Raw genomic sequence first — 24,365 nt, forward strand, 5'->3', positions numbered from 1 at the left:
ATTCCATTAATGCAACATTGTTGCATTAATGGAATTTGTAATCAAGGTTCCCAAATGAGTCGCAAGAAGGTGCTAAAGCGTTCCTCTTTTCGGTTTACAGGGATGCCCGCAATGATACCTACTTTAAAACCATGCGCTATTTCAAGCCGCATTTGAGGTCGAAGGGTAATGTGATTTTCATCGGCGAAGTACATGTTGGATTCAAGACCAAGAAAGTTGCTAGTTCCCGGAATCATATAGTGGAAACTGGGATGGAATTCATAGGAGAAGTGGAGATCACTTTGACCAAAATGTTGACTGAACCTTGGTCCGGTGTAAATCATGGTATGGAAAGAGGTGCCCCAACGCTTGGCAATAACGAGGAAGGGATTGTACAGGTTTCCCGTATAGAACTGTTCGGAATAAGAACGGAAATCGGACAACTCAAATTCGTGGATGTATCCCAGTGCCATGGAAGTGGAGATGCGCTCATTGACGTAAAAGGACCATTGTGTGGCCACTTTTAAACTTTCCATCTTGTTCCCCGGTATGGAGTCTATAGAAGATTCCGAAAGCGGAGAGTGAAAGCTGAATGGAATTTCAACTTCTAGTCCCAGCCGGTCGATGGGCGCCCATTCATATTCAACAAGCGCTTCGTACTTATCGTGAGAAGTGTTGTCGGCCAATCCAAAGCCAAGGTTCCATTCGCGTTCTCCTTTTCTCGCGCCGAGGTCGCGTATCAGATCAATGTAGAGCGGTTCGGCATGTAGGACTTTATCTGGCGATTGTCCGTCTTCAACTTCAAGAATGTAAAGGCTATCCGCTCGTGCGGGGTCTACTTGCGCAAGTGCATACGTAGAAGACAGCAACAGGAGAGTTGCTGCAATTTGATTTTTCATACTACAGGTTTTAATTCGAAATGTGATGCCTACAGGAGGCGCAGATTTTCGTATTAAACCTGAGGTGGGGGAGTTACAGTTCTTCCAAAACCTTCTTCTAGATCCGGACTGCGGTAACCAGAATTTGGTGAAGGCCTCTTGGAGAAGGTTAGTATAGAGTGAGTTTCGGTGCTGTGAGGAAGGAATTGTTGAAGCTTGAAAGTTGTAGGGTTTGGATCCTCGTCGGAGGATGATTCTTCAAACGCGTTTTCAACCCCAATGGCACCTTCAAGAACGAGTTCCATCAAACTGTCCCACTCATTAAATTGCACAGCTTCAGCGGTAGAAATACACTTATCATCAGCCACATCTACACTCATGTTGAGGAGATGCACAGCCATAAAGATCCAAGTGATCTTCATCATAGCATTTGTTCGAATGAACTGAAGCATGTGCAAGATTAAGGAATGTTCACCGCTCTTCTTTTATCCAATTTGTTAATACAATCTTATAATTTCTTCTCGGCTCTAAGATGGGTGAAGGTCCAATACACGATGTTTAGAAAAATTCCCAATGTGATGGTCATCCCCCAAGTCCTTGGATGCTCAGTAGGGTGGGCTACTCGTTGAAGGAGGTCGGCAAAGAGAGCACTGGGGTGGTGTAAAATGTCCCAACTGTTCCACCTTAAATACCGACCTATATAAATTCCGAATGCGCTGGTGAAGAGGAAGAAGACTGTAAGCGCCTTAATCACAAGCGGTGAAATTCGCACAGCTAGAATTTTTTGAATGTCCCTAAGACTCATCATTCCAAAGAGTAATCCGGTCCATGCAAAAGTGAGAATGAGCACTAAGTCGTACCAGATGGGCATGGCTGAATGAAGCGATAGATGGAAGAGATCGGTTAAGATATATGGTGCGTTGGGAAAGAAGAGAACCCATGTTGCCGCCATGAATCCAACTTTCCACTTTGATTTTTGTGTGCGTGGGTAAAGGATAAATAGTGTTGAAATTGCCCAAGGGACAAAGGCCAAGAACAGATTCCAATTCAGGAATAGGTAACCAAAGCTTTGGGTGTAATACACTCGGAATAGACTCAGTGCTGTGCAGAGAAGAGAAAAGGTTCCAAGTAAAGTCAATTCAGAAATTCTACCTGAAGATTTTAGCGTTGTAAGCAGGGTCATTTTATGTAGAGGTTGAGGAGAATACACTCGTTCAACGACAGAGAAGGGAATTGCTTATCTCTACCTATCAACCTTAACAATTGTTTAGAAAGTGGATTTACGGCAATTGGAATTTGATGGGTAGCACGAAATAACTCGGAACATTTTTTCCTTGATGAACAGCGGGTATCCAACGGGGCATTTCAGAGATGATACGCAGAGCCTCTTTCTTGAAGTTTAAAGCATCCGTCACATCGCGGAGAACTTCTGGGTGACTCACAACTCCAGTAGAAGAGACGATGAACTGAACATAGATGGTTCCTTCAATCTCACCCTCTTTCTCATAGGCGGGATATGTCATTTTACTTCTGAGATCGCTGATCAACTTTTCTGCACCCCCAGGGTATTCGGCCATCTTTTCTGGAAATCGAACAATGGTGTCTCTTTGGGACTGATCCCAGGCAAAACCTGGATACAAGGAATCTGGCGGTGGGGCTTCGACGGGGTGGTCTATGGCTACTTCTCCTGTCAGTACTTGGATATCTCCAACGGTGGGGATATCTATGGGATTAGGGTGAGTCTTAGTATCGTTGGTGGTGCTGGTAGAAGGTGTAATCGAATCTGTTTGTGTGCTGTCGGTGTGTGAGATATCCGTTATAGGAGTCATCACCTTAGTTGTGTAGTCGGTTGGATAGGAAGATGTAACAGGAGCATCTGATTGAGGATTGGTGCAACTCACGAGTAACCATGAACTGAGTGAAAGCATGAAGAACGCATTGTTTCGACTGATTTTCCTCTTAGAAAGTGCGTGAATTGTTACGAGAATGTCAGGGGCATGGAAGTCCATTTGTCCTTGGTGCATTCGGCCACAAACGGATTGATTTCGATGGGTAAGGAGGAACTCAATGATTTCATCTCTGCTCATTTGGGTGAAATCCATCACGCTTTTGGCGCAGGAGTCGCAATGCCTAGAATGCATACCCACTTTCATTTTGTTCCAGTCTTCGTGGCAGGGAGTATTGATTTTCGCAGAAAGGGCTTTCATGGAGTGTAGTTTATAGTGTCGCATAGAACACAAACATCGCGCCGAAATGGCATAAAAAAAGCCCCCTAGTGACTAGGAGGCTTCTGATCTATAGCGAATTGGCTAATTACGCCAATACGGCTTCATTAATGGTATCGGCAATTTCCATTGCGATACGCGATTGAGCTTCCACGGTAGCCGCACCAATGTGAGGCGTAAGTGAAATTTTGCTGTTCATCAATACTTGCATAGCCGGAGTTGGCTCGTCTACAAATACGTCGAGTGCAGCACCTGCAATGTGACCCGATTCCAAAGCGTCAATAAGCGCAACTTCGTCAATGGTGCCACCGCGAGCGGTATTCACGATGTAAGATCCCTTCTTCATTTGGTTGAGTTGGTCTGCACCAATGATGGTTTCTCCTGCGCCACTTACGTGAAGTGAAATGAAGTCAGACTTAGCGAGAAGGTCGTTCATCGAACAATTTTCTACGTCCATATCCAATGTAGCTCCATTGGCAAAGGAGAGTGTAACCGTTGCATTTCCGCTGTTGCGGTCGTGCATAATTACGTTCATACCGATGCCCAAGGCCATTTTAGCAAGCGCCTGTCCAATGCGGCCAAATCCGATAATGCCCAAAGTTTTTCCTTGAAGCTCGATTCCCTTGCCGTATGCTTTCTTCAATTCCTTGAAGCGGGTTTCGCCTTCCAATGGCATCTGACGGTTGCTATCGTGAAGGAAACGAACCATGCCCCACAAGTGAGCCATCACCATTTCAGCTACACTTTGAGAAGAAGAAGCTGGGGTGTTGAATACGGTGATTCCCTTTTCGCGAGCATATTCTACATCGATGTTGTCCATGCCAACACCACCGCGACCAATCATTTTAAGATTCGGGCAAGCGTCGATAAGATCTTTGCGAACCTTGGTGGCACTGCGTACGAGAAGTACATCTACGTTGTTCTCTTTGATGTAGGTGGCAAGTTGGTCTTGCGCTACGGTTACTTCAAGAACTTCGTGACCTGCGGTAACAAGTGCGTCTCTCCCGTTTGCGGCTAGTCCGTCGTTTGCTAAAATTTTCATTGCTCTGATTTTAGTCTTTTATGATTGACGCTCAAATTCGCGCATGATATCTACTAGGGCTTGAACGCTTTCAAGTGGAAGTGCATTGTACATAGAAGCGCGGTAACCTCCAACCGAACGGTGACCATTCAATCCGTTGATTCCACCTTCTTTTAGCATGGCTTCGAATTTGTCTTTGCCCGCTTCATCGTTCAACAAGAAACAAGCGTTCATGTTGGAACGGTCTTCTACTTCAGCAGTTCCAGTGAACAATGGATTGCGATCAATTTCACTGTAAAGCAATTGAGCTTTTTGGTTATTGATGTTTTCAATCCAAGAAATACCGCCGTTCTCTTTCAACCAACGAAGGGTTAACATGCTCACATACACGGCGAATACCGGTGGTGTGTTGAACATGGACTCCTTGCTGATATGAGTGGTGTAGTCTAACATGGTAGGGATTTGACGTCCGGTTTTACCCAAGATTTCATCCTTAACGACTACGAGGGTTGTCCCGGCAGGACCCATGTTCTTTTGAGCACCTGCATAGATAAGGTCAAATTGAGTGAAGTCGATCTGACGGCTGAAGATGTCAGAAGACATATCGCATACATTCAATGTGTCAACCTTAGGGAACGCTTTTATTTGGGTTCCATAGATGGTGTTGTTCGAAGTGCAGTGGAAGTAGTCCACATCCGATGGAATGGTATATCCTTTAGGAATGTAGCTGTAGTTTTTGTCGGCTGAATTTCCAACCACTACAACCTCTCCCATAGCTTCCGCTTCTTGACGTGCTTTTTTAGCCCATACACCGGTTTCCAAATAGGCTGCTTTACCACCTTGCTTCATCAAGTTGTATGGAACCATTAGGAATTCGAGACTAGCACCGCCTTGGAGGAACATTGGAGAATATCCCTCTGGAAGTTGAAGAAGCTCTTTCACCAAAGAGATCGCTTCGTCCATTACGCTTACGAAGTTCTTTGAGCGGTGAGAGATTTCAATCAACGAAAGATCGAGATTATCGAAATTAAGTACGGCTTCAGACGCTTGCTTCAACACCTCTTGTGGGAGAATACAAGGACCAGCTGAGAAATTGTGCTTCTTCATAATAAATTCAATTGCCTTTGTCTATTGCGAATTGTTGCCGCAAAAGTAGCAAATTGAATGTGCACAGAAGGTTAACTAGGGGTGAAATCAGCGACCGCCATTTGTTCTTGGGCGGGCTGGAGAAAGTCCCGTTGGAACATTTTGTCCAGCTGGTGGAGTCTGGGTGTCGTTTTGGAAGTTGATCTCAGATTCCAAATGCCACATTTCATCTTTCCACTTCAATCCATCATAGGAGAAGTCGGGGCCGTAGTTAAGGTATAGGCCTTTCTGACTGGCGTCGGGAGGACTCACATGATCCATCACAATGCCGTCATAGTCGTCGCTCCATCGCAGAACCGCAGTGATTCTTCCCGAATACTGCATTCTCAGTCGATAGGGTGCCTGACGGAATACGCGATCGTTGAATTCTTCGATGTAAAAAACCGGGAGTCCAAACTGTACTCTATCATTCGACAAGTCGAGCACATCCACGAATTTTTCATGAACGTTTGGATTCACCGCTCTATATCCCAACAGAAAATAAACAGCTCGACCTTCTACCTTTTTTTGAATGAGGTCGTAGTACAAGCCACCATGCCAACTAGACGGCTTTAGTGGACGGTATTCTGCATTCATTGAATTGTCCGTGAGCTGAACAGAGTGGTACTCGTCTTCTTCATCTTCGTACATCAAGATGCCTACATGGGTATATCGGCCTCCAGCTCTAGGGATGAGGTAGGTGAGGATGCAGACTTTTTCATCGTCCGATCGCTGCACGGATAAATTTCGAATGGGGGCGTAGTTGAACTCCATGGCCTCTTCCACTTTCACAAGCGTCAAGAGATCTTCCAAAAACAAAGCAGCGGCAGAATCGCGCTGGTGTTCTACGGGTAATGCGAGGAGAAGCTGCCCATTTTTAATCAGCTTTGGCTTTATAACCTGGTAGAGGCTATCTGCGTTGGTCTGACTAAAACTCAACGTGCTGATAAGCGAAAGGAGAATTGTAAATCGTAAACCCATGTTAGCGTAACGTTGAGAACGGGGGGCGTGGTATAAAAAATCGAGGCGCCGCATTTTTTGCAAGCTGAGAGTTTCGTCTCCGCGACGCCCCGAAAATTTTTATAAGTGCATGAACTCTTTCTTAGCGTTCAATTGATCGTCGGTTTCTACGTGATCTTCATCAGGAACACAACAATCAACAGGACAAACTTCAGCACACTGAGGTTCTTCGTGGAAGCCATGACACTCGGTACACTTGTCGGTTACGATGTAATAAACATCATAATCAACAGGTTCTTGGGCTTCGTCCGCATTATATGAGTTGCCGTTAGGCGTTACGATATTTCCAGTGAGGTCTGTTCCGTCGCTAAATCTCCATTCCATTGCGCCTTCATAGATGGCGTTGTTCGGACATTCGGGCTCGCAGGCTCCGCAGTTAATACACTCGTCAGTTATTTTAATGGCCATGGTGCATTGTTTTACCTTTGCGCAAAGTTAACAAAGAGACATCGGATGTTGAAGTTTGAAGACCGCTTTGCTGCATGGAATAATTTAGGGACGCATTTAACTCGATTTTTATCGAACCTCGATGAGCCTCAAACGGGCTGGAACGAAGAGTTGATGAGGGTTGTGAATACTGACGTACATCACAATGGATGGTTCGATAAGTCGGAGGTGTTACACGCTTTGGGGGAGTGGGCGAAGGCTTTGTCTGAAGAATCTTTGTCAACTTGGGTAGAAAAGTACCCGCGTTCGAGCTTCGAACCCACCACATCGAAAGTGGTTGGAATTGTAATGGCGGGTAATATTCCGCTAGTAGGATTGCACGATTTGCTAACCATCACCTTAACGGGGCACGTGGCCAAGGTGAAAATGAGCAGTGACGACGCGCGTTTGCTTCCTATTCTTCTCAAGCAGCTTGGCCCATTGAACGAGCAAATTGAGATTGTAGAGCGACTCAAGGATATAGATGCAGTTATCGCAACCGGTTCAGATAATACCGCTAGATACTTTGAGCACTACTTTGGCAAATACCCCAATATCATTCGTAAGAACAGAAAGAGTGTTGCTGTCTTAAAAGGGGATGAAGATCCATCTACCATTGAAGAATTGGGGAAGGATATCTTTCGCTATTTCGGACTCGGGTGTAGAAATGTCAGCAAACTTTACCTTCCTGCCGACTTTGACTTAAACCGAATTTTTGAGGCTTGGTTGCCGTATCAAGAGGTGGTTCAAAATAATAAGTACGCTAACAATTACGATTACCACCGTGCGCTTTTTTTGTTAGATCGAGAGACGTTCTTAGAAAATGGGTTTGTCGTTTTGAAAGAGGGCGAGCGCATGTCAACTCCAGTTTCAGTGATCCACTATGAGCGCTACTCGGATATAGACACGGTGGTACGTCAACTCGAAGAGAAAGCTGATTCCATTCAATGTGTTGTGGGGAACGTGTCTTCTGAAAAACTCGCCGTTGTTCCATTCGGCGAATCACAAAGTCCTAAGCTTTGGGATTATGCAGATGGGGTGGATACCGTAACGTTCTTGAGCACGATCTAACGTTCGTAAGCTCCTACATCTGGGGTTGATGTACGGTCTACTTTCAAGATGTCCGTTGGAACCTGTTGAGCAAAAGTAGGATTCGCCACATTCAACGCGGGAGAAATGCTGTCCAATTTGTAGTTGAAGTTTTGATAGTTCACGAACCGCGGATTCTCATCGAGCTCGCAGTTGGTGAATCGAGTAGGGTCTTCCCTGTCGAAAGAACCATCGAAAGGATTTTCAGCCAATCGGAGAAAACACGTGTTGAAATTGAACTCTAAGTTTCCAGAAGGTTCATAGCCCAATCCGAACTCCACTCTTCGAGAACCGTATACAATGGTATTGCGGAAATTCGCAGCTAACACGTCTCTGGTGAAACGCTGACCTATGTTGTTTTCGTAGTAGTTAAAGAGTCCGATGGTTGGTGTGCTTCTACCGCCAATCGAATAGTTGGCAAAGGTGCAATGGGTAAAGGAATATCGACCTCCCAATGCGTAGAGTCCGTATACACCGCTGTTGCCCACCACTACGTTTTCGGCTTGAATGTTTGCAAAACCTCCATAAATACCCACTCTGCTGCTATTCAAAACTTGGGTATTTCGAACCACGAGATTTGGTGTGGTAGAAGCGGTGCTATCCACCAAAAGCGCAATTGTACTATTCTTGATGATGGCGTTTTGAATCAAGTTATTGGTACTTCCATTTTGAATGAAGATACCTCCGAGGGCTCCGCCCCATTGCCCGGCTACATTTTCATAGAAAGGTTCTAGACGATCCCCTTGAATAATTACCGGGTTCGTTTCGATCTGTCCAGTGTTGTTAGGGTCAATTTGAAGAGAGCCTCCTTTGTAAACCCACAATCCACTTCCCGAATGAAAGTGAATTTCAGTACCCGGAAGAATGGTGAGTGTACACAGGCTGTCTACAACGGCATATCCGTAAATCACATGGGGTTTGTCTGGACCCCATGTAGCGTTGCAGTCTATGACGGAATAAGGGATGGCACCATTGTTAAACGATCCGGTAGGATAATAGAAGTGAGCATCTTTGGTGAGTGTGACCAAATCGACGTCCTGTGTTCTACCCATCGTTTGAAGAACAATGGAGTCGGTATAGAGCAATTCGTTCGCCATTCCAACATCGGCTGTCACTTCAATGAGAATCGTGATGCTGTCGTTGGCTAGAAGTTCCACATCAGAAATATCCTTGGTTGGGGTTCCGTTTACATTGAGGCGATAGTAGCTATTGGGGCCCTTAGCTAGGAAGATGCGATCGATGTAAATATCTTCGTCGGTAGGATTGTTCACGCGAAGCGTACGAGTGGAGGATCCCACTTGAGTAAAAACCGTATCGAGAAAGATCGTATCGGCAGATAAACCCAAGGTCACGCCTTTCCTCGCAAAAGTTTGATCCTTTCGGCAAGAGGAAAATGCTACTAGGGTGACTATCAATATAAAGAGTGGAAGGAGTCGCTTCATGTGTCAAAGATATTCAACGCAACAATTTATCTGACATTGTATCCCGTCAATTGTTGTAGATATGAAATTTTACTCTAATTTTGCCGTCTGCTAAAGGAAACAATAAAGGGAGTGGGGCCAAATCCTCACTTAATAAAGAAGCGCACTATGAAACAAGGAATTCACCCAGAGAACTATCGTCTCGTTTGTTTTAAAGACATGGGAACTGAGGATACTTTCATCACTCGTTCTTGTGCTAACACAAAAGATACTATCGAGATCGACGGTGTTGAGTACCCATTGGTAAAAATGGAAATCTCTTCATACTCTCACCCTTTCTACACTGGTAAGGTGAAGATGATCGATACAGCAGGTCGTGTGGACAAGTTCCGCAACCGTTACGCGAAATTCAAGAAGTAAGAGAATATCTCTTCTACGAAATAGAAAGGCTACCCATTCGGGTGGCCTTTTTTCGTTTATACTTTCCCGTGAAATGCTAACTTCGTGATCCAAAATCTATCTCCATGAATCTCATATTATTCGACGGTCCGGTAAGAAACCACTTGTTGCCACTTACGTTTACTCGTCCAGTTGCAAAACTGAGAGTTGGTATCTTAACCATTGCTGAGAAATGGGAGAAGCGCTTGGAGCTGAAGGCTTCATATCTCACACAGTCGTACATGACGTCGCTGTTTCCTATGAAGGTGACGGCTGACAATATTTTGGTGGATGGTTCCATTTGTCCCGATATGCGTTTGTTGTCAAAAATCATCGAACTCAAAACGGGACAAGGTCTCTTTGCAGGAGAGTTGTTGTTGGCAGCTCGACTCCCTTCTGATCGAGTGGCAGATGTTCACTCTCCGGAAAATTTGGATCGAATAGAATACGGTTCTGAGTTTACCCAGATTTCTCGTCCTTGGGATATCTTCTCCAAAAACGGAGCTGAACTAGAGCGTGATTTTAACTTCATTACGGAGGGCAGAACTTCGGCTCCTATTTCAAAGACAAATACGGTAATTGGGGATCGCATTTTCTTGGAGGAAGGAGCGAAAGTGGAAGCGGCAGTGTTGAATTCAACCACCGGTCCAATTTACCTCGGTGCCGATGCTGAAATCATGGAGGGGGCTTTAGTGCGTGGAGGATTGGCGATGTGTGAACACTCCACTCTCAAACTCGGAGCAAAGATTTACGGACCAACCACCATCGGACCTCATTCCAAAGTGGGGGGAGAAGTGAGTAATTCCGTTATCATTGGATATTCCAATAAGGGGCACGATGGATTTTTGGGAAACGCGGTGTTGGGTGAATGGTGTAATATCGGTGCAGATTCAAACAACTCCAACCTCAAGAACAACTACGACGAAGTTCGTTTGTGGAGTTATGTAAAGGGAGGATTTGAGAAGACCGGACTTCAATTCTGTGGCCTCATCATGGGCGATCACAGCAAGTGCGGCATCAACACCATGTTCAATACGGGAACAGTTGTGGGCGTGAGTTCCAACATTTACGGTTCGGGATTTCCGAGGAATTTTGTGCCAAGCTTCGCTTGGGGGGGAGCCAGTGGATTTACGGAGTACCGAATTGACAAGGCGACCAAAACCATGGAGTTGGTGATGGAGCGCAGAGGAATCCCACTCACAGATGACATGTTGGCCATGTATGAACATCTCTATCGCGAAACCGAATCCAATCGCAACTTTTAGCTGACAGAGCTTCCCTAGCGATTGCTCAATTCCGACATTTTTTCCGATTTATTCTATTGGCACGGCGCTTGACCTTAAGCGGCAAGTGTCAGAAATACGTATATCTATTTGATGGGTAGGAAGTGTTTCTGTCAATATGACCCAACAAGACAAATTCGATCGAGAGATCATATACAATATGGACAAGCTGTCATTGACTCACTTATTAGGCGAAGAAACGGAGTTTATTCCGTTGGTAACCTCAGAGGCCGAGAATGAACTGAATGAATCGGAAATACCTACAGAAATTGCCATTTTACCACTGCGTAATACGGTTCTATTTCCTGGAGTGGTTTCACCGATTACAGCAGGTAGAGATAAATCCATTCGCTTGATAAAAGACGTTCAGGCGAGTTCAACCAAATTGATTGGAGTTGTAGGACAACGCGATGCATCTACGGAAGATCCCGGATTTGGGGATATCTATGAAGTGGGTACCATTGCGAGTATTGTTCGCAGTTTCAAAATGCCAGATGGAAACACGACCATCATTTTACAGGGCAAGCGTCGATTCCGCATCGTTGAGATCATCGGAACAGAACCTTATCACAGAGCCAAGATTGAACTTCTAGGAGAAGAGGAAGTGGCCGAGAACGATGCCGAGTTCCACAAAATCATGAGCTCGGTAAAAGAGTTGGCCAATCAGATTATTGAAGAAAGTCCGCACATTCCAACAGAAGCACAAGTTGCTCTGAAGAACATCAAGAGCGATCGATTCTTGCTGCACTTCATCGCCTCTAACATGAGCATGGAAGTGGAAGGCAAGCAAGATTTGCTGGAGACTGATTCCATGACAGAGCGTGCTAAGATTGTATTGAAGCAACTCACGCTTGAACTTCAAATGTTGGAAGTGAAGAACGAGATCCAGACTAAGGTTCGTTCGGAATTCGATCAACAGCAAAGAGAGTACTTCCTTCAACAGCAAATGCGAACCATTCAAGAGGAATTGGGTGGGAATAGCTCAGAAGCTGAAATTGAAGAAATGCGTGCTCGTGCTAAGGCCAAGAAGTGGGATGAGAAAACAGCGGCTCACTTCGACAAGGAATTGTCGAAGATGCAACGCCTGAATCCACAAGTTCCGGAATACAGTATTCAGAGAAATTACTTGGAACTCCTTTTGGATCTTCCATGGAATGAATTCTCGAAAGACAATTTCGATCTGAAGAGAGCACGTAAGATTCTAGATCGCGATCACTACGGTTTGGAAGAGGTGAAAGAGCGTATTATCGAGTATCTCGCCGTTCTCAAATTGAAGAACGACATGAAGAGCCCGATTCTCTGCTTATACGGTCCTCCAGGTGTGGGTAAAACCAGCTTGGGCAAGAGTGTGGCCGAAGCGTTAGGTAGAGAGTATATCCGAATTAGCTTAGGCGGACTGCGGGATGAGGCGGAGATTAGAGGTCACCGTAAAACCTACATTGGCGCCATGCCGGGTAGAATTATTCAAAGCTTGAAGAAAGCGGGAACATCTAATCCGGTGTTTGTTCTTGACGAAATTGACAAACTGACCTACGGCGGACAAGGAGATCCAAGTTCAGCGATGTTGGAAGTACTCGACCCCGAGCAAAACAACGCGTTCTACGACAATTTCCTTGAATTGGGATACGACCTTTCCAAAGTGCTCTTCATTGCTACCGCCAATAACTTGGGTAGCATCCAACCGGCCCTTCGCGATAGAATGGAGATTATTGATATCACCGGATATACGCTGGAAGAGAAAGTTGAAATTGGCAAACGTCACCTTTGGCCAAAGCTGCTAAGAGACCACGGGTTGAAGAAAACTCAATCGGTGATTGGCAAAAAAGAACTGGCTACTGTAGTAGAATCATATACGCGCGAATCGGGTGTGCGTTCCTTGGAGAAGCAATTGGCCCGATTGGTGCGTCACGCTGCTAAAAGTGTAGCGATGGAGGAAGAGTATTCTCCAAAAGTGACCAACGATGAAATCCGAGGAATTTTGAAAGCTCCTCGATTTACAAGAGATAAGTATCAAGGAAACGATGTAGCCGGTGTGGTTACAGGTTTGGCATGGACGCCTGTTGGAGGTGATATTCTCTTCATTGAGAGCTCATTGAGCAAAGGAACTGGGAGAACGGTAATCACTGGGAATCTCGGGGATGTGATGAAAGAAAGTGCCACCATTGCGATGGCTTACTTAAAGTCGCATTCAGATGAATTTGATATTCCTTTCGAAGCTTTCAAACAGTGGGATGTAAATATTCACGTTCCTGAAGGTGCGGTTCCAAAAGATGGTCCTTCTGCAGGTATTACTTTATTAACGGCCCTTGCGAGTTTGTTCACTCAGCGAAAAGTGAAGGCTAAACTCGCTATGACGGGGGAAATTACCTTGCGCGGAAAAGTGTTGCCAGTTGGAGGGATTAAGGAGAAGATTCTCGCTGCCAAGCGTTCTGACATCAAGGAGATTATTCTTTGTGAAGACAACCGTAAGGACATCGAGGAGATCAATCCAGAATACATCAAAGGGATGGATTTCCACTTTGTTCGGGAAATGGCAGAAGTGGTGGAATTGGCATTGACGAAGCAAAAAGTGAAGGGAGCTAAGGATCTTCTCCCTAAGACGGTGGAAGGTTCAAAGGACAACCAATAATTTAGCCTTCCATACGTTCTTTGGTAGGAAAAAACTACCTTCCCGCTATGCTTCGAAGATTTGCGCAATCACTGTTTTTATTGTGTATTGCCGGCTCACCGTTGTACGGTCAGCTCGGTGGATCGTCAACCTATTCGTTTCTGAATTTGTCGCCTTCAGCACGACCGAGTGCGCTTGCGCAAGCTTCTATTGCTTCGGTAGAAAGTGACGTTCAATTTGTATGGTTGAATCCGGCACTTCTTCGAGAAGAGCACAAGAAGCAGATTTCCATTGGATATGTTGGACTCCCCGGTGGCATTAATGCAGCCGAAGGGGCCTATGCCTTTGGGGTGGCAGAACGACAGTATGTGATGCTGGGGTTTCGCTATCTCGATTATGGATCGTTTGACGGTACGGATGTGGTGGGCAATCCCACGGGAACATTCCGTGCATCTGATCAATTGTTGAATGGTACATACGCCTATCACCTCGATTCCAATTGGCAGTTTGGCGCGAGTTTTAAACTGATCAATTCCGTTTATGAGTCGTACACCAGTTTTGGATTTGGTGTGGATTTAGCCGCGGTATATCAAATACCTAAAAGTCGATTTGCGTTTGCCCTCATTGCTAAGAATGCAGGCTCACAACTGACCTCGTATGCGGGACAGTTAGAACCTCTTCCATTCGAAGTCCAATTCGCAGTTTCCAATCGATTTGAACATTTGCCTTTCCGTTGGACCATTCAACTTGAGAACTTACAGAAATGGGATCTCACCTACTTTGATCCCAATCGCGTTTCACAGGATCAAGTGACGGGAGATCAAACGTACGATGAACTCAATTTTGGAGATAAGCTGCTTCGTCACTTTTCCGTTAGTGGAGATTTAAATTTGGGTAGACGATTGAACTTTCAGCTCGGATACAGTTTTAGACGGGCAGGAGAAATGTCGATTCCGTCGAGAAGAACTTCCGCGGGTCTCACTTTTGGAATAGGATTGAAGCTCAGTAAATTCCACATCAATTACGCTAACCGATATGTACATGTGGCCGGCAGAATGCACCACTTGGGCATTACGGTAGATCTAGAAGACTTCGGTTCATAATGTCAGTATCGATCACCATTGCCATTGATGGCCACTCATCAACGGGGAAAAGCACTCTCGCTAAGCGTTTGGCATCATCACTATCCTATCTCTACGTAGATACGGGCGCCATGTATCGATGCGCAACACTGTGTGCCTTGAACGCCCAATTACTCACGGATTTGAATCATCTGGATAGCGATGCAATTGCAGAGGCGGTTCGGAATTGTGAGATTGGATTTGTGCGCGGCGAGAACGGTTCAAACCGGGCCACGTTGAATGGAGTAGACGTAGAGGATGAGATTCGCACCATGGGCGTTTCCTCGAAGGTGAGCTATGTGAGTGCCATCCCTGCAGTAAGGGCGAATCTAGTTGAACAACAACAGAAGATGGGGCAAGCTGGTGGAGTGGTAATGGATGGCCGTGATATCGGAACCGTCGTATTTCCAAATGCAGAATTGAAGATCTTCATGACCGCTCGTTCAGAGGTTCGCGCTCAGAGGCGCTACGAAGAACTATTGGCAAAAGGCGAAGAAGTTAGTTTTGCTGAGGTGGCGGAAAACTTGCAGGAGAGGGATGTGATTGATAGTAATAGAGAGGTGGGGCCATTGGTGGCAGCCGATGATGCTAGACTGTTGGACAACTCAGATATTACGCTAGATGAGCAATTCAAGATCGCACTGTCTTGGGCTCATATTGAAATCGAAAAAAGGGGAGAAGAGTAAAGGTTGATTACTCTTAAGAATTGGATTGAGTCGCTGAGGCATATTGCAAAGGCTCATCAGCTTCCATCAGCATTTCCTTGATAAAGGAGATATATTTCTTCATTGCCTCTTCACGTGTCATTCCGCGAAGTCGTTTCCACTGATCGTGCATGAAAGTGCGTACAATATCGGAATTGGAAGTAGGCCTGTCATTGGTATTGTCACCTTCAGTTGCCTGCTTAAAGTAACCATACGCAATGAGCATGCGATCGGGAGCTTGCTTGGGCATCGTCCTTCCAAGCTCTACATATTTCTTGAATTCGAGATTCAAGTCCTTTACATCCATGCTGTGGCTTTTGAACAAAAATATAAAAATTCGCTTCCATGTGCAGAATGTCCGTTTGTTCTACTATTAACAGACATATCAACAGAGGATTAAATTTCTGCTAAGATGGTTTCTCCTCCAATCGGTCTCTGACCAATTTCAACCTTGATTTTAGCATCCAGAGGAAGCAGGATATCTACGCGAGATCCGAATCGGATAAATCCACACTGGTCGCCTGTAGCGACTTTAGTATTGGGCTTCGCGTAATTGATAATTCTACGTGCTACGGCGCCTGCGATTTGGCGATGCATCACTTCAACACCATTGTCGGCTTGTACAACTACAGTTGTTCTTTCATTCAATGTGCTCGACTTTGGATGCCATGCTACCAAGAATGCACCTGGGTGATGTTTGGAGTATTTCACGATTCCACCAATTGGGAAGCGGTTCACGTGGACGTTGAGTGGCGACATGAAAATAGATACCTGAATTCTCTTGTCGTTGAAGTATTCGGTTTCTTCCACTTCTTGAATGGCAACAACCTTTCCGTCAGCTGGAGCAATCAGTTGATGGGGTTCCACATTGGTAAATCGAGCAGGGTGACGAAAGAAGTACACCATGAATCCATACAGAATCCCTGAGGCGATCAGTAAGAGTCCCTCTAACCAATCTATTCCTATAAAGCTGAAGAGAAAGTTGAGTGCTGCAAAAATGAGCAACGCGACAAATAGTGGCTTGCGACCTTCCGGGTGTAATTTCATGGTAGGAATTATAGAATGTACAAATATAGCCAGACCATGGGCACAACGAACAAAAAGCTGTCGATTCTATCCAATAGTCCGCCGTGTCCTGGTATGAATTTCCCAGAATCTTTCACCTTAGCAGAGCGCTTCAGGGCACTTTCAAACAAGTCGCCCATGGTTCCTCCAATGCTGGAAATGAGTCCGAAGAATATCCAATCGGAAAGGGTGTATTCGGTAATGGTGTAAACGTGAAAGAGATAACCAGCTAGTATGGCAAAGGCCATCCCTCCTACAAATCCTTCTACACTTTTCTTTGGAGATAGTCTTTCGTGTAAGCGGTGCTTTCCTATGGATTTTCCAACCAAGTAAGCAAAGGTGTCATTGGTCCAAATCATGACAAACAATCCCAGGAGTAGGGTGGCGTCAAAGAAGCCATAACTGTCTACGGTGAACCAAGGAGCCAAGGATATGGGGAGAGCCAAGTAGGCAACTGCCAGTACCGAGTTGCTCATTCTAGCCGTAGTGATCTCGGAATCGCTGGCCCAAATGTGCTGAACGAAAATGGCTACCACAGATGCTACGATAGCGGGAGCGAGATTGAGGCCGGTACCATAAATGAATTGATAGGCTGATGTGCCCCATAGGATCAAAATTCCCAAAAGGGAAGAGTAGTAGATACGATGGTTGGACGTGAGTTTTCTCATTTCAAAGAAACCCACAACGCCCATGATTCCCATGAGTGCAAAAGTGAGCATGCTATCAACGAGAATAGAGGCAAGAATCACTGCCACGTAGATGGCCCCATAGAGGCCGCGCTTAATAAGTTCACTCATTGGAGATCGTCTTCAATCAACAAGAGATAGAGTGATCTATTCTTATTGGGGTCGGCAGAAGCCTGACGAACAGATTCAGAAAGTGCACCTTTCAAGGTTGTAATTTGATTGGGGCGCTTCTCTCTGTAGGTGTTATTGATTCTGCTCATTCCGGAACTCAAACTATCTACAACCTGACTGGTGCGGGCAAGAAGAATGTGTGTTTCTGGAAGTTCAGAAATCTTGTAAATGCCCAATTGATAATCGGTAACCATGATTCCACCATTGAATGCAACGAGTGCTTCACAGGTGGTGCAAATCCCATCAGAGATGGATGGATTATCTTCTTGAACAGGTAAGTCGAGTTTCTTAAGAGAGGAGGAGATGGATTGCTCTGGAGTGAACAAATGTTGGATTTTGGCCTCTGTGCAAATCTTCTTCACATTGATGTAAGCCTCTTCCAAGGTTTCACAATATAGAAAGTGCCCACCGTTTTGCGTGTACGTTTGTACAAAGCGCAAATCGATGGGCTCTTCTTCTTTAGGAGCATAAGGTGACTTCTCAGGAGTGTCGTCTTCTCGACTCTCGTCAGGCTTACCGCTTAAGACGGAGAAGAATTTACCGAATAAACCCGGTTTCCCTTTGTGACCCATATACTTTAATCTTCCTTATTTGGACAGAGTACAAAGTACCCAAAAAAGGAGGATATCAAAAAACTATAAATCAGGAAGTTTCAACATCGCGTTGTGAGGAATCCTCATTTGAGGCATCCGACTCCGATTTAACGTTGCTTTCTCCGATTTTAACACCCTCAGAATCAGTCGAATCGACGTTTTCTTTAGGAGCTTCAGGTTTTGCTACATCTTGCTCACTTTTTTCGAGTCTAGCTGCTCTATCAAGCCATGGACGCTTGCCAAAGATGCCTTCTAGGTTCTCTTTGAAGATCACTTCTTTCTCAAGAAGTGTTTCAGCAAGCTCGGTAAGCTTGTCGCGATTGTCGCTCAGGAGCTTCACAGCGCGATCGTATTGCTCTTCGATAATGCTTCTGATTTCTTCATCGATAGCTTGAGCGGTTTGTTCGCTATATGGCTTGTCGAATGTGAATTCATTTTGGCCGGTAGAGTCGTAATACGTCACATTTCCAATGCGACGGTTGAGTCCGTAAACGGTTACCATTGCACGGGCTTGCTTGGTCACTTTTTCCAAGTCGCTCAAGGCACCTGTGCTGATTTTTCCGAAGATTACCTCTTCTGCAGCACGACCACCTAGGGTAGCGGCCATCTCGTCCAACATCTGTTCTGCCGTAGTGATCTGACGCTCTTCAGGAAGATACCAAGCGGCTCCAAGACTGCGTCCACGAGGAACGATGGTTACTTTTACCAGTGGAGAAGCATGTTCCAACAACCAGCTAACGGTTGCGTGTCCCGCTTCGTGATAAGCGATGGTTTTCTTCTCATCTGGAGTGATGAGCTTCGATTTCTTCTCCAATCCACCTACAATACGATCTACCGCATCGAGGAAGTCTTGTTTCTCTACAACCTTCTTGTTCTTACGAGCGGCTACCAATGCTGCTTCGTTACATACGTTCGCAATATCAGCACCAGAGAAACCTGGCGTTTGACGCGCTAGAAGATCTACGTCGATATCATCAGATACGCGAATAGGCTTCAAGTGAACTTGGAAAATTTCCTTTCTTTCGTTCAGTTCTGGAAGGTCAACATAAATCAAACGGTCAAAACGTCCTGCACGCATCAAGGCGCGGTCTAGGATGTCTGCACGGTTTGTTGCGCCCATTACAATGACGTGTTCGTTGGTGCCAAAACCATCCATTTCTGTAAGGAGTTGGTTCAACGTGTTCTCACGTTCGTCGTTGCCGCCGGAGAAATTACTCTTACCACGAGCTCTACCAATGGCATCAATCTCGTCGATAAAGATGATACATGGTGACTTCTCCTTCGCCTGACGGAAGAGGTCGCGCACCCTGGAGGCACCTACACCTACAAACATCTCAACGAAGTCCGAACCACTCAAACTAAAGAATGGAACCTTAGCTTCGCCAGCAACGGCTTTGGCCAAAAGAGTTTTACCAGTGCCCGGAGGGCCTGAGAGCAATACGCCTCTTGGGATTTTACCACCTAGGTTGCTGTATTTCTGTGGATTCTTAAGGAAGTCTACAATTTCAAGGACTTCTTCTTTGGCACCTTCCATTCCAGCTACGTTTTGGAACGTAACTCGAACTTTCGTGTCCTTGTCGTAAATCTGAGCTTTAGATTTACCGATGTTGAAGATTTGGCTACCTGCGCCACCGGCACCTCCGCCCATTCTTCTCATCAAGAAAATCCAGATGACTACGAAGAATAGAAGGGGAACGAACCACACGATGAGATCGCCCCAAATATTGGGTTCATTGCGGTAATCACGAAGAATTTCACCGTGCTTTTCAGCAATCTGTGGGTTCTCTTCGTAGAAATTGTCCAATCGAGTTTCGAACGACTCAATAGGCATGATGAAGACGTAATGAGGACCTTTGTTGAGTTCATCTCCAATTACATTCTTCGCAACGTCTTCAAATTGCTTGTCGTTGGTCAATGCGCTATCCGTGATAAACACGCGAATTTCTTCCTTATTGACGATTTGAACCTTGGCAACTTCGTTCGCCTTGATCCAAGTGGTCAGTGTGTGGAAGTTCACATCTTTAGAAGAAGTGGAATTGTCGGCAAAGAAATTAATGCCAAGCAGGAATAGAATCACAAAACCATAAACCCAGTAGAGGTTAGGCTTGCGTTTTGGGTCGTTTTTACGACGATTCCCACCACCGTTCTCATTTTTCTTTGAGAACTGCTCTTTGAGCTTGTCTAGTTGACGTTTTTCGTCTTTGTTCTCCATTATTATTTTGTTTCTATGTGAGTAGCAATTGCGTCTCCCCACAAACTTTCAAGGTCGTAGAATTCTCTCGCCTCACCCCTGAAGATGTGAACGACTGCATTGACGTAATCCATGAGCACCCATTCGGAGCGGTCTGCTCCTTCAACGTGCCAAGGCTTATCGCCGAGTTGCTCACGAACCCGTTTTTCAACAGCTTCAGAAATGGATTTTACCTGCGTGTTCGATGTACCTGAGGCAATAACAAAGTAATCACACACAGAGTTCTCTAACTCGCGTAAGTCGAGAACTGTGATGTCTTGCCCCTTGTTGTCTTGGATGCCTTCGATGATTTGTTCGATCAGCGCAGAATGCGACGGCTGGTCTTGCATGAAGCGTATATTTCTCAATCAATATTAGTGATTTTCGCTTGCGCAAACAGAGTGCCACGTACACGGTTTATATTTGCTGTCATGCTCAAACGAGGTATCGAATATCGGCATTTTCAGTCTATAGCGTCTACTAATGCTATGGCATCTAGTGTATTAGAGTCGGAAAAAATTGAACATTTTTTAGTCTTAAGCACTGACACTCAAACAAAAGGACGTGGACAGCAAGGGACAACATGGCAGGATTTTCCAGGTGAAAATTTGTTAATGACATTGATTACCCCCTCTATTTCATGGCCCGCCGCCCGCGTGTTCGACTTAAATATGGCGATTAGTTTGGCTATTCTTCAAGCGCTAAAGCCACATTTGCCAGTTCAACTGAAATGGCCCAACGATATTTGGGTGAGCGGTAAGAAGATGGCTGGATTGCTGATAGAGCCCGTAGTTCGAGGGGGATATGTTCAGCGATTGGTTGTTGGCCTCGGGCTAAACGTGAACCAAACTCAATTTGATTCTTCATTAAATGCAACGTCTCTCGTGCTTGAATGTGGAAAACCGTTCGATCTTTCGCTCGTTCGAGAATCCATCAGTGAAAGCATTCAATCCGCACTGACTAAAATTTTGCAAACGGGGATATCTCCCAAGAAAGAATACCTCAACTCCTGTGTGGCATATGCCAGAATAGGCAAGTACCGATCAGGTGATCAGGAGTTTACCGCGCTTTTTTCGGATATCGACAATCACGGTAGGCAAATCTTGCTTCATTCTGATGGAAGCAAGCATGCCTACGATTTAAAGGAAGTGAAGTATTTGCCTTAAAGCTGCTCGAGCTTGTCGCTCAATTTTCCAAGGAAATTGGTCAATGGCTTAGTAACCATCATTTTCAACATGGCGTTGAACTCGCCGTGAAAGTGAAGTTGTGCGGCGGTGCCATCGTTCTCGTCCGTTAGTGTGCCTACGAGTTCAAAGTTGAGTTTATCGCTAGCCGACTTCAACACGATCTTATCTGAAGGACTCAATTCTGCCACTTTCATCTTCACTGCCGGAAGACCTTTCAATTCAAACAGAAACCAATCGTCTCCCGATTCAAATTTTTGAACATCATCCGGCATGATATCACTAAAATTGGCCGGGGTGCTCAAGTGAGAGAAAACTTCTGTTCTTGGCTTGTTGATATGGACTTGACGTCCTTCGATATGTGTATTCATGCTATTATTTGTTCCAGTTGGAAGGGTCAACTCTCCATTGAGCAAGTGTGCGCTCTTGTGATTTGTCCACGTAACCACCTTCAACAGCTTTGTCGATGAGGTGTTCATAATCGCTAAGTGTGACAAGCTGGCAGTTGGCCTTTTCAAAAGCTTCTTCAGAAACGTTGAACCCATAGGTGAAAATGGCACCCATACCCAAAACTCTTGATCCAGCAGCTCGAAGCGCATCAACGGCTTGAAGTGAACTCATTCCCGTAGAAACGAGATCTTCAATCACAACCACATTTGCACCTTCAGGCAAGTGCCCTTCGATCAAGTTTTGTCTCCCATGATCTTTAGCCTTGCCACGAACGTACACAAAAGGAAGTCCGAGTTGCTCTGCCACCAAGGCCCCAAGAGCAATAGCTCCAGTTGCCACACCTGCAATTACATCTGCAGAGGGGTAGTGCTCTTCTACCACAGTTGCCATGGCACTACGAAGGTAGTTGCGGATAGCAGGGTAGGACAAGCTCATACGGTTGTCACAGTAAATTGGAGATTTCCATCCTGAAGCCCAAGTAAAAGGTTGCTCAGGTTGTAATTTGATTGCCTTTATTTGCAAAAGGAATTCCGCAGTCTTATCAGCGGTGTCAGCGTTCAAAACCATGTCGCAAATGTACACGATTTTCATCAACGATCTTACTGTTCACATCACGAGAAAGGCACCTGCCATTGGCAAAGTGGTGGAAGTGACTGAAGACCCGAGAATTTGGTTGGATAAACATTGGGATACCATTGTTTCTAAGCCAAAGAACATGCATTTGTATGTGGTAACGGAAGCGCCAGAAGAGCTTTGGAACTACATCGGAAAGAGATACCGACACATTGAAGCAGCTGGAGGATTAGTGCGAAATACGTTGGGTGAGGTCCTCTTCATTCATCGCTTGGGAAAGTGGGATTTGCCGAAAGGGAAATTGGAAGAAGGGGAGGATGTTCGCGAATGCGCGCTTCGAGAAGTGGAAGAAGAGTGCAGTCTAACGGGACATACGATTGTCGAGGAATTTCCTTCTACATATCACACGTACAAGATGGGAGAAACCCCGGTGTTGAAACGTACGTATTGGTATTTGATGCGTGTGGAAGGTCGCCCAGAATTAGCTCCTCAAATTGAAGAGGACATCACAGAAACGGTTTGGTTGAAGGAAGTTGATTGGGCACAGGTAGAAAACAACACCTACCCATCTATTAAGTCACTTCTCGAGACGTATCGATTTCGGTACAAATAGACTGTGATCTCCATTGTTGCGAAATACATCCCGAACAATACTGGAAGAGATGTAGGCATATCGAGCCGAAGTGAGCAGGAAAACCGTTTCTAAGTTGGGGTTCATCTCGCGATTGGCCTGTGCAATGGCCTTTTCAAACTCAAAATCGGCTGGGTTTCGAATCCCTCTCAACAGAAAATCAACCCCTTTTTCTACCGCGAAATCGATGGTAAGTCCGCTGTAGGTTGCCACTTCAACCTTGCTATCTCCCTCAAAAGTTTGACGAATCCACTCCATTCTCTTCTCCAAGGGGAACATATATTGCTTGTTCGCATTTTCACCAACGGCAATAATGATCTTGTCAAAAAGCGGAAGCGCTCTGCGAATGATGTTCTCATGTCCCAATGTAATGGGGTCAAATGAACCGGGGAATAGGGCGGTGCGTGCCATGGTTAAGCTCCTTTTGTCGCGTTGCGACGGGTTTCTTCGAGGACTAAGGTAAAAAAGTCTGTCAAGCTCATTCCTGCATGTCTCACTTGTTGCGGAACAATGCTCGCAGGAGAGAGGCCTGGAACGGTGTTCACTTCAATTAGGTATGGAAGTCCGCTTGTCTGTTCTACAATGTAGTCTGCCCTTACAACACCTTTTAAGTGGAGGAGTTCATACACTTTTGCCGTGATGTTCCGAATTTCACTTTCAACTTCCGCAGAAACTCGAGCTGGTGTGATTTCTTCAGAGGCTCCTTGGTATTTTGCTTCGTAATCAAAAAAGGACTTCTTGGGAACGATTTCTGTGAGCGCGAGAATCTCTGCCTTTCCATCTTTTGCGTACACGCCACAGCCAACTTCCGTTCCAATTACTCCTTGCTCAATCACTACCCGTTGGTCTTCGGTTCGAGCAAATTTTACGGCTTCTTCTAAATCTCCAGGATTTTCAACTCTACTTACGCCAAAGCTGCTGCCCGAGCGACTAGGCTTGACGAAAACGGGGAAATTGAGCAGTTTGGTAACCAAGGCAGGATCCACGTCTTCACCAGGGTGTAGGTAGATGGATGGAGCCACGCGAACTCCGAAGTCACTTAATACGCGGTTGCATTCTGCTTTGTTGAATGTCAAGGCCGATTCAAACACATCACAAGAGGTTTGAGGAATGTTCAGCAATTGCAGGTAACCCTGTAAAATGCCATCTTCCCCTGGATTGCCGTGAATGGCATTGAAGAGCAAATCGAAGGTGATTTTTTCACCGTTCATTTGAGCGGAGAAATCGTTCTTGTCGATGGCATACTCCACTCCGTCTTCAACCAAAACCCATCTATCTTTCAAGATGTGAATGGCAAAAGGCGTATAAAGTGATCGATCCAAGTTGTTGTAAACGGTTTGTCCACTCAAGATTGAGATTTCAAACTCGGAGGAATATCCCCCCATCAAAATGCCAACGTTCTTCTTCATAAGTTTGATGAATGCGATTCAGCGAATGTAGTTAA

Annotated in this window: 27 protein-coding genes; 8 read left to right on the forward strand and 19 right to left on the reverse strand. The window is 45.4% G+C overall.

Going from position 1 to position 24,365, the window contains the following annotated elements; translation table 11 throughout:
* Positions 1-41: 41 nt before the first annotated feature.
* From F8C82_RS01055 to F8C82_RS01090, 8 genes are all read right to left on the reverse strand, one after another.
* A complete protein-coding gene (locus F8C82_RS01055; RefSeq protein WP_151691583.1) occupies positions 42-878 on the reverse strand; it encodes an HAEPLYID family protein in 837 nt (278 codons plus the stop codon).
* Positions 879-931: 53 nt separating this feature from the next.
* The gene (locus tag F8C82_RS01060) at positions 932-1,309 is read right to left on the reverse strand and encodes a hypothetical protein (protein ID WP_151691584.1); all 378 of its coding nucleotides are present in this window, start codon (positions 1,307-1,309) and stop codon (positions 932-934) included.
* A gap of 56 nt (positions 1,310-1,365) precedes the next feature.
* Complete coding sequence (locus F8C82_RS01065) at positions 1,366-2,040, reverse strand: DUF1361 domain-containing protein (protein WP_151691585.1); 675 nt, start codon at positions 2,038-2,040, stop codon at positions 1,366-1,368.
* 97 nt (positions 2,041-2,137) lie between these two features.
* Positions 2,138-3,064 carry an energy transducer TonB gene (locus tag F8C82_RS01070; protein WP_170266106.1) on the reverse strand — a complete coding sequence of 309 codons (927 nt, stop codon included), beginning with the start codon at positions 3,062-3,064 and terminating at the stop codon, positions 2,138-2,140.
* 106 nt (positions 3,065-3,170) lie between these two features.
* Positions 3,171-4,124, reverse strand: coding sequence for a D-2-hydroxyacid dehydrogenase (locus F8C82_RS01075; RefSeq protein WP_151691587.1), 954 nt, complete (start codon positions 4,122-4,124; stop codon positions 3,171-3,173).
* Positions 4,125-4,142: 18 nt separating this feature from the next.
* The gene (serC, locus tag F8C82_RS01080; RefSeq protein ID WP_151691588.1) at positions 4,143-5,210 is read right to left on the reverse strand and encodes a 3-phosphoserine/phosphohydroxythreonine transaminase; all 1,068 of its coding nucleotides are present in this window, start codon (positions 5,208-5,210) and stop codon (positions 4,143-4,145) included.
* 87 nt (positions 5,211-5,297) lie between these two features.
* Positions 5,298-6,209, reverse strand: a complete 912-nt coding sequence (locus F8C82_RS01085; RefSeq protein ID WP_151691589.1) for a hypothetical protein — start codon at positions 6,207-6,209, stop codon at positions 5,298-5,300.
* A 99-nt stretch (positions 6,210-6,308) separates the two neighbouring features.
* Entirely contained in the window at positions 6,309-6,656 is a 348-nt protein-coding gene (locus F8C82_RS01090; RefSeq protein WP_151691590.1) for a 4Fe-4S binding protein, read from the reverse strand.
* Between the two features lie 45 nt (positions 6,657-6,701).
* Here F8C82_RS01090 and F8C82_RS01095 point away from each other — a divergent pair, with 45 nt between their 5' ends.
* Positions 6,702-7,745 (forward strand): acyl-CoA reductase, encoded by a 1,044-nt coding sequence (locus F8C82_RS01095; RefSeq protein WP_151691591.1) that lies wholly within the window; start codon positions 6,702-6,704, stop codon positions 7,743-7,745.
* Here F8C82_RS01095 and F8C82_RS01100 read toward each other — a convergent pair.
* Positions 7,742-9,205: a right-handed parallel beta-helix repeat-containing protein gene (locus F8C82_RS01100; protein WP_151691592.1), complete on the reverse strand. Its 1,464-nt coding sequence runs from the start codon at positions 9,203-9,205 to the stop codon at positions 7,742-7,744. The genes F8C82_RS01095 and F8C82_RS01100 overlap by 4 nt on opposite strands.
* A gap of 147 nt (positions 9,206-9,352) precedes the next feature.
* On the opposite strand from F8C82_RS01100, the gene F8C82_RS01105 reads away from it, so the two are divergent.
* From F8C82_RS01105 to cmk, 5 genes are all read left to right on the forward strand, one after another.
* The gene (locus tag F8C82_RS01105; RefSeq protein ID WP_151691593.1) at positions 9,353-9,604 is read left to right on the forward strand and encodes a type B 50S ribosomal protein L31; all 252 of its coding nucleotides are present in this window, start codon (positions 9,353-9,355) and stop codon (positions 9,602-9,604) included.
* A 104-nt stretch (positions 9,605-9,708) separates the two neighbouring features.
* Entirely contained in the window at positions 9,709-10,887 is a 1,179-nt protein-coding gene (locus F8C82_RS01110; RefSeq protein WP_151691594.1) for a GlmU family protein, read from the forward strand.
* A gap of 178 nt (positions 10,888-11,065) precedes the next feature.
* Positions 11,066-13,534, forward strand: coding sequence for an endopeptidase La (lon, locus tag F8C82_RS01115; RefSeq protein WP_223279408.1), 2,469 nt, complete (start codon positions 11,066-11,068; stop codon positions 13,532-13,534).
* Positions 13,535-13,581: 47 nt separating this feature from the next.
* On the forward strand, positions 13,582-14,616 hold the full coding sequence (gene porQ / locus F8C82_RS01120) for a type IX secretion system protein PorQ (protein ID WP_151691596.1): 1,035 nt from the start codon (positions 13,582-13,584) through the stop codon (positions 14,614-14,616).
* Positions 14,616-15,320 (forward strand): (d)CMP kinase, encoded by a 705-nt coding sequence (gene cmk / locus F8C82_RS01125; protein WP_151691597.1) that lies wholly within the window; start codon positions 14,616-14,618, stop codon positions 15,318-15,320. Before porQ ends, cmk begins: the two co-directional genes overlap by 1 nt.
* Positions 15,321-15,333: 13 nt before the next feature.
* Here the strand turns inward: cmk and F8C82_RS01130 are convergent, their stop codons facing one another.
* From F8C82_RS01130 to rsfS, 6 genes are all read right to left on the reverse strand, one after another.
* Positions 15,334-15,645, reverse strand: a complete 312-nt coding sequence (locus F8C82_RS01130; RefSeq protein ID WP_151691598.1) for an acyl-CoA-binding protein — start codon at positions 15,643-15,645, stop codon at positions 15,334-15,336.
* 89 nt (positions 15,646-15,734) lie between these two features.
* A complete protein-coding gene (locus F8C82_RS01135) occupies positions 15,735-16,385 on the reverse strand; it encodes a phosphatidylserine decarboxylase family protein (RefSeq protein WP_151691599.1) in 651 nt (216 codons plus the stop codon).
* Positions 16,386-16,393: 8 nt separating this feature from the next.
* Positions 16,394-17,200: a phosphatidate cytidylyltransferase gene (locus F8C82_RS01140; protein WP_151691600.1), complete on the reverse strand. Its 807-nt coding sequence runs from the start codon at positions 17,198-17,200 to the stop codon at positions 16,394-16,396.
* The gene (locus F8C82_RS01145) at positions 17,197-17,832 is read right to left on the reverse strand and encodes an LUD domain-containing protein (protein WP_151691601.1); all 636 of its coding nucleotides are present in this window, start codon (positions 17,830-17,832) and stop codon (positions 17,197-17,199) included. Before F8C82_RS01145 ends, F8C82_RS01140 begins: the two co-directional genes overlap by 4 nt.
* A gap of 70 nt (positions 17,833-17,902) precedes the next feature.
* A complete protein-coding gene (gene ftsH / locus F8C82_RS01150) occupies positions 17,903-20,065 on the reverse strand; it encodes an ATP-dependent zinc metalloprotease FtsH (protein ID WP_151691602.1) in 2,163 nt (720 codons plus the stop codon).
* Between the two features lie 2 nt (positions 20,066-20,067).
* Positions 20,068-20,433: a ribosome silencing factor gene (gene rsfS / locus F8C82_RS01155; RefSeq protein ID WP_151691603.1), complete on the reverse strand. Its 366-nt coding sequence runs from the start codon at positions 20,431-20,433 to the stop codon at positions 20,068-20,070.
* A gap of 81 nt (positions 20,434-20,514) precedes the next feature.
* Between rsfS and F8C82_RS01160 the strand changes: the two genes are divergently transcribed.
* The gene (locus F8C82_RS01160; RefSeq protein ID WP_170266107.1) at positions 20,515-21,249 is read left to right on the forward strand and encodes a biotin--[acetyl-CoA-carboxylase] ligase; all 735 of its coding nucleotides are present in this window, start codon (positions 20,515-20,517) and stop codon (positions 21,247-21,249) included.
* On the opposite strand, the gene F8C82_RS01165 is transcribed toward F8C82_RS01160, so the two are convergent.
* Together F8C82_RS01165 and pyrE are read right to left on the reverse strand one after the other, a co-directional pair.
* On the reverse strand, positions 21,246-21,638 hold the full coding sequence (locus tag F8C82_RS01165; RefSeq protein ID WP_151691605.1) for an SRPBCC family protein: 393 nt from the start codon (positions 21,636-21,638) through the stop codon (positions 21,246-21,248). The genes F8C82_RS01160 and F8C82_RS01165 overlap by 4 nt on opposite strands.
* A gap of 4 nt (positions 21,639-21,642) precedes the next feature.
* Positions 21,643-22,284, reverse strand: a complete 642-nt coding sequence (gene pyrE / locus F8C82_RS01170; RefSeq protein WP_151691606.1) for an orotate phosphoribosyltransferase — start codon at positions 22,282-22,284, stop codon at positions 21,643-21,645.
* A 7-nt stretch (positions 22,285-22,291) separates the two neighbouring features.
* Between pyrE and F8C82_RS01175 the strand changes: the two genes are divergently transcribed.
* A complete protein-coding gene (locus tag F8C82_RS01175; protein WP_170266108.1) occupies positions 22,292-22,903 on the forward strand; it encodes an NUDIX hydrolase in 612 nt (203 codons plus the stop codon).
* Here F8C82_RS01175 and coaD read toward each other — a convergent pair.
* Both coaD and F8C82_RS01185 read right to left on the reverse strand, forming a co-directional pair.
* Positions 22,868-23,332 (reverse strand): pantetheine-phosphate adenylyltransferase, encoded by a 465-nt coding sequence (gene coaD / locus F8C82_RS01180; protein ID WP_151691608.1) that lies wholly within the window; start codon positions 23,330-23,332, stop codon positions 22,868-22,870. The genes F8C82_RS01175 and coaD overlap by 36 nt on opposite strands.
* 2 nt (positions 23,333-23,334) lie before the next feature.
* Entirely contained in the window at positions 23,335-24,330 is a 996-nt protein-coding gene (locus F8C82_RS01185) for a D-alanine--D-alanine ligase (RefSeq protein ID WP_151691609.1), read from the reverse strand.
* Positions 24,331-24,365: the final 35 nt, after the last annotated feature.

Source organism: Phaeocystidibacter marisrubri, assembly GCF_008933165.1.
Classification (GTDB): domain Bacteria; phylum Bacteroidota; class Bacteroidia; order Flavobacteriales; family Schleiferiaceae; genus Phaeocystidibacter; species Phaeocystidibacter marisrubri.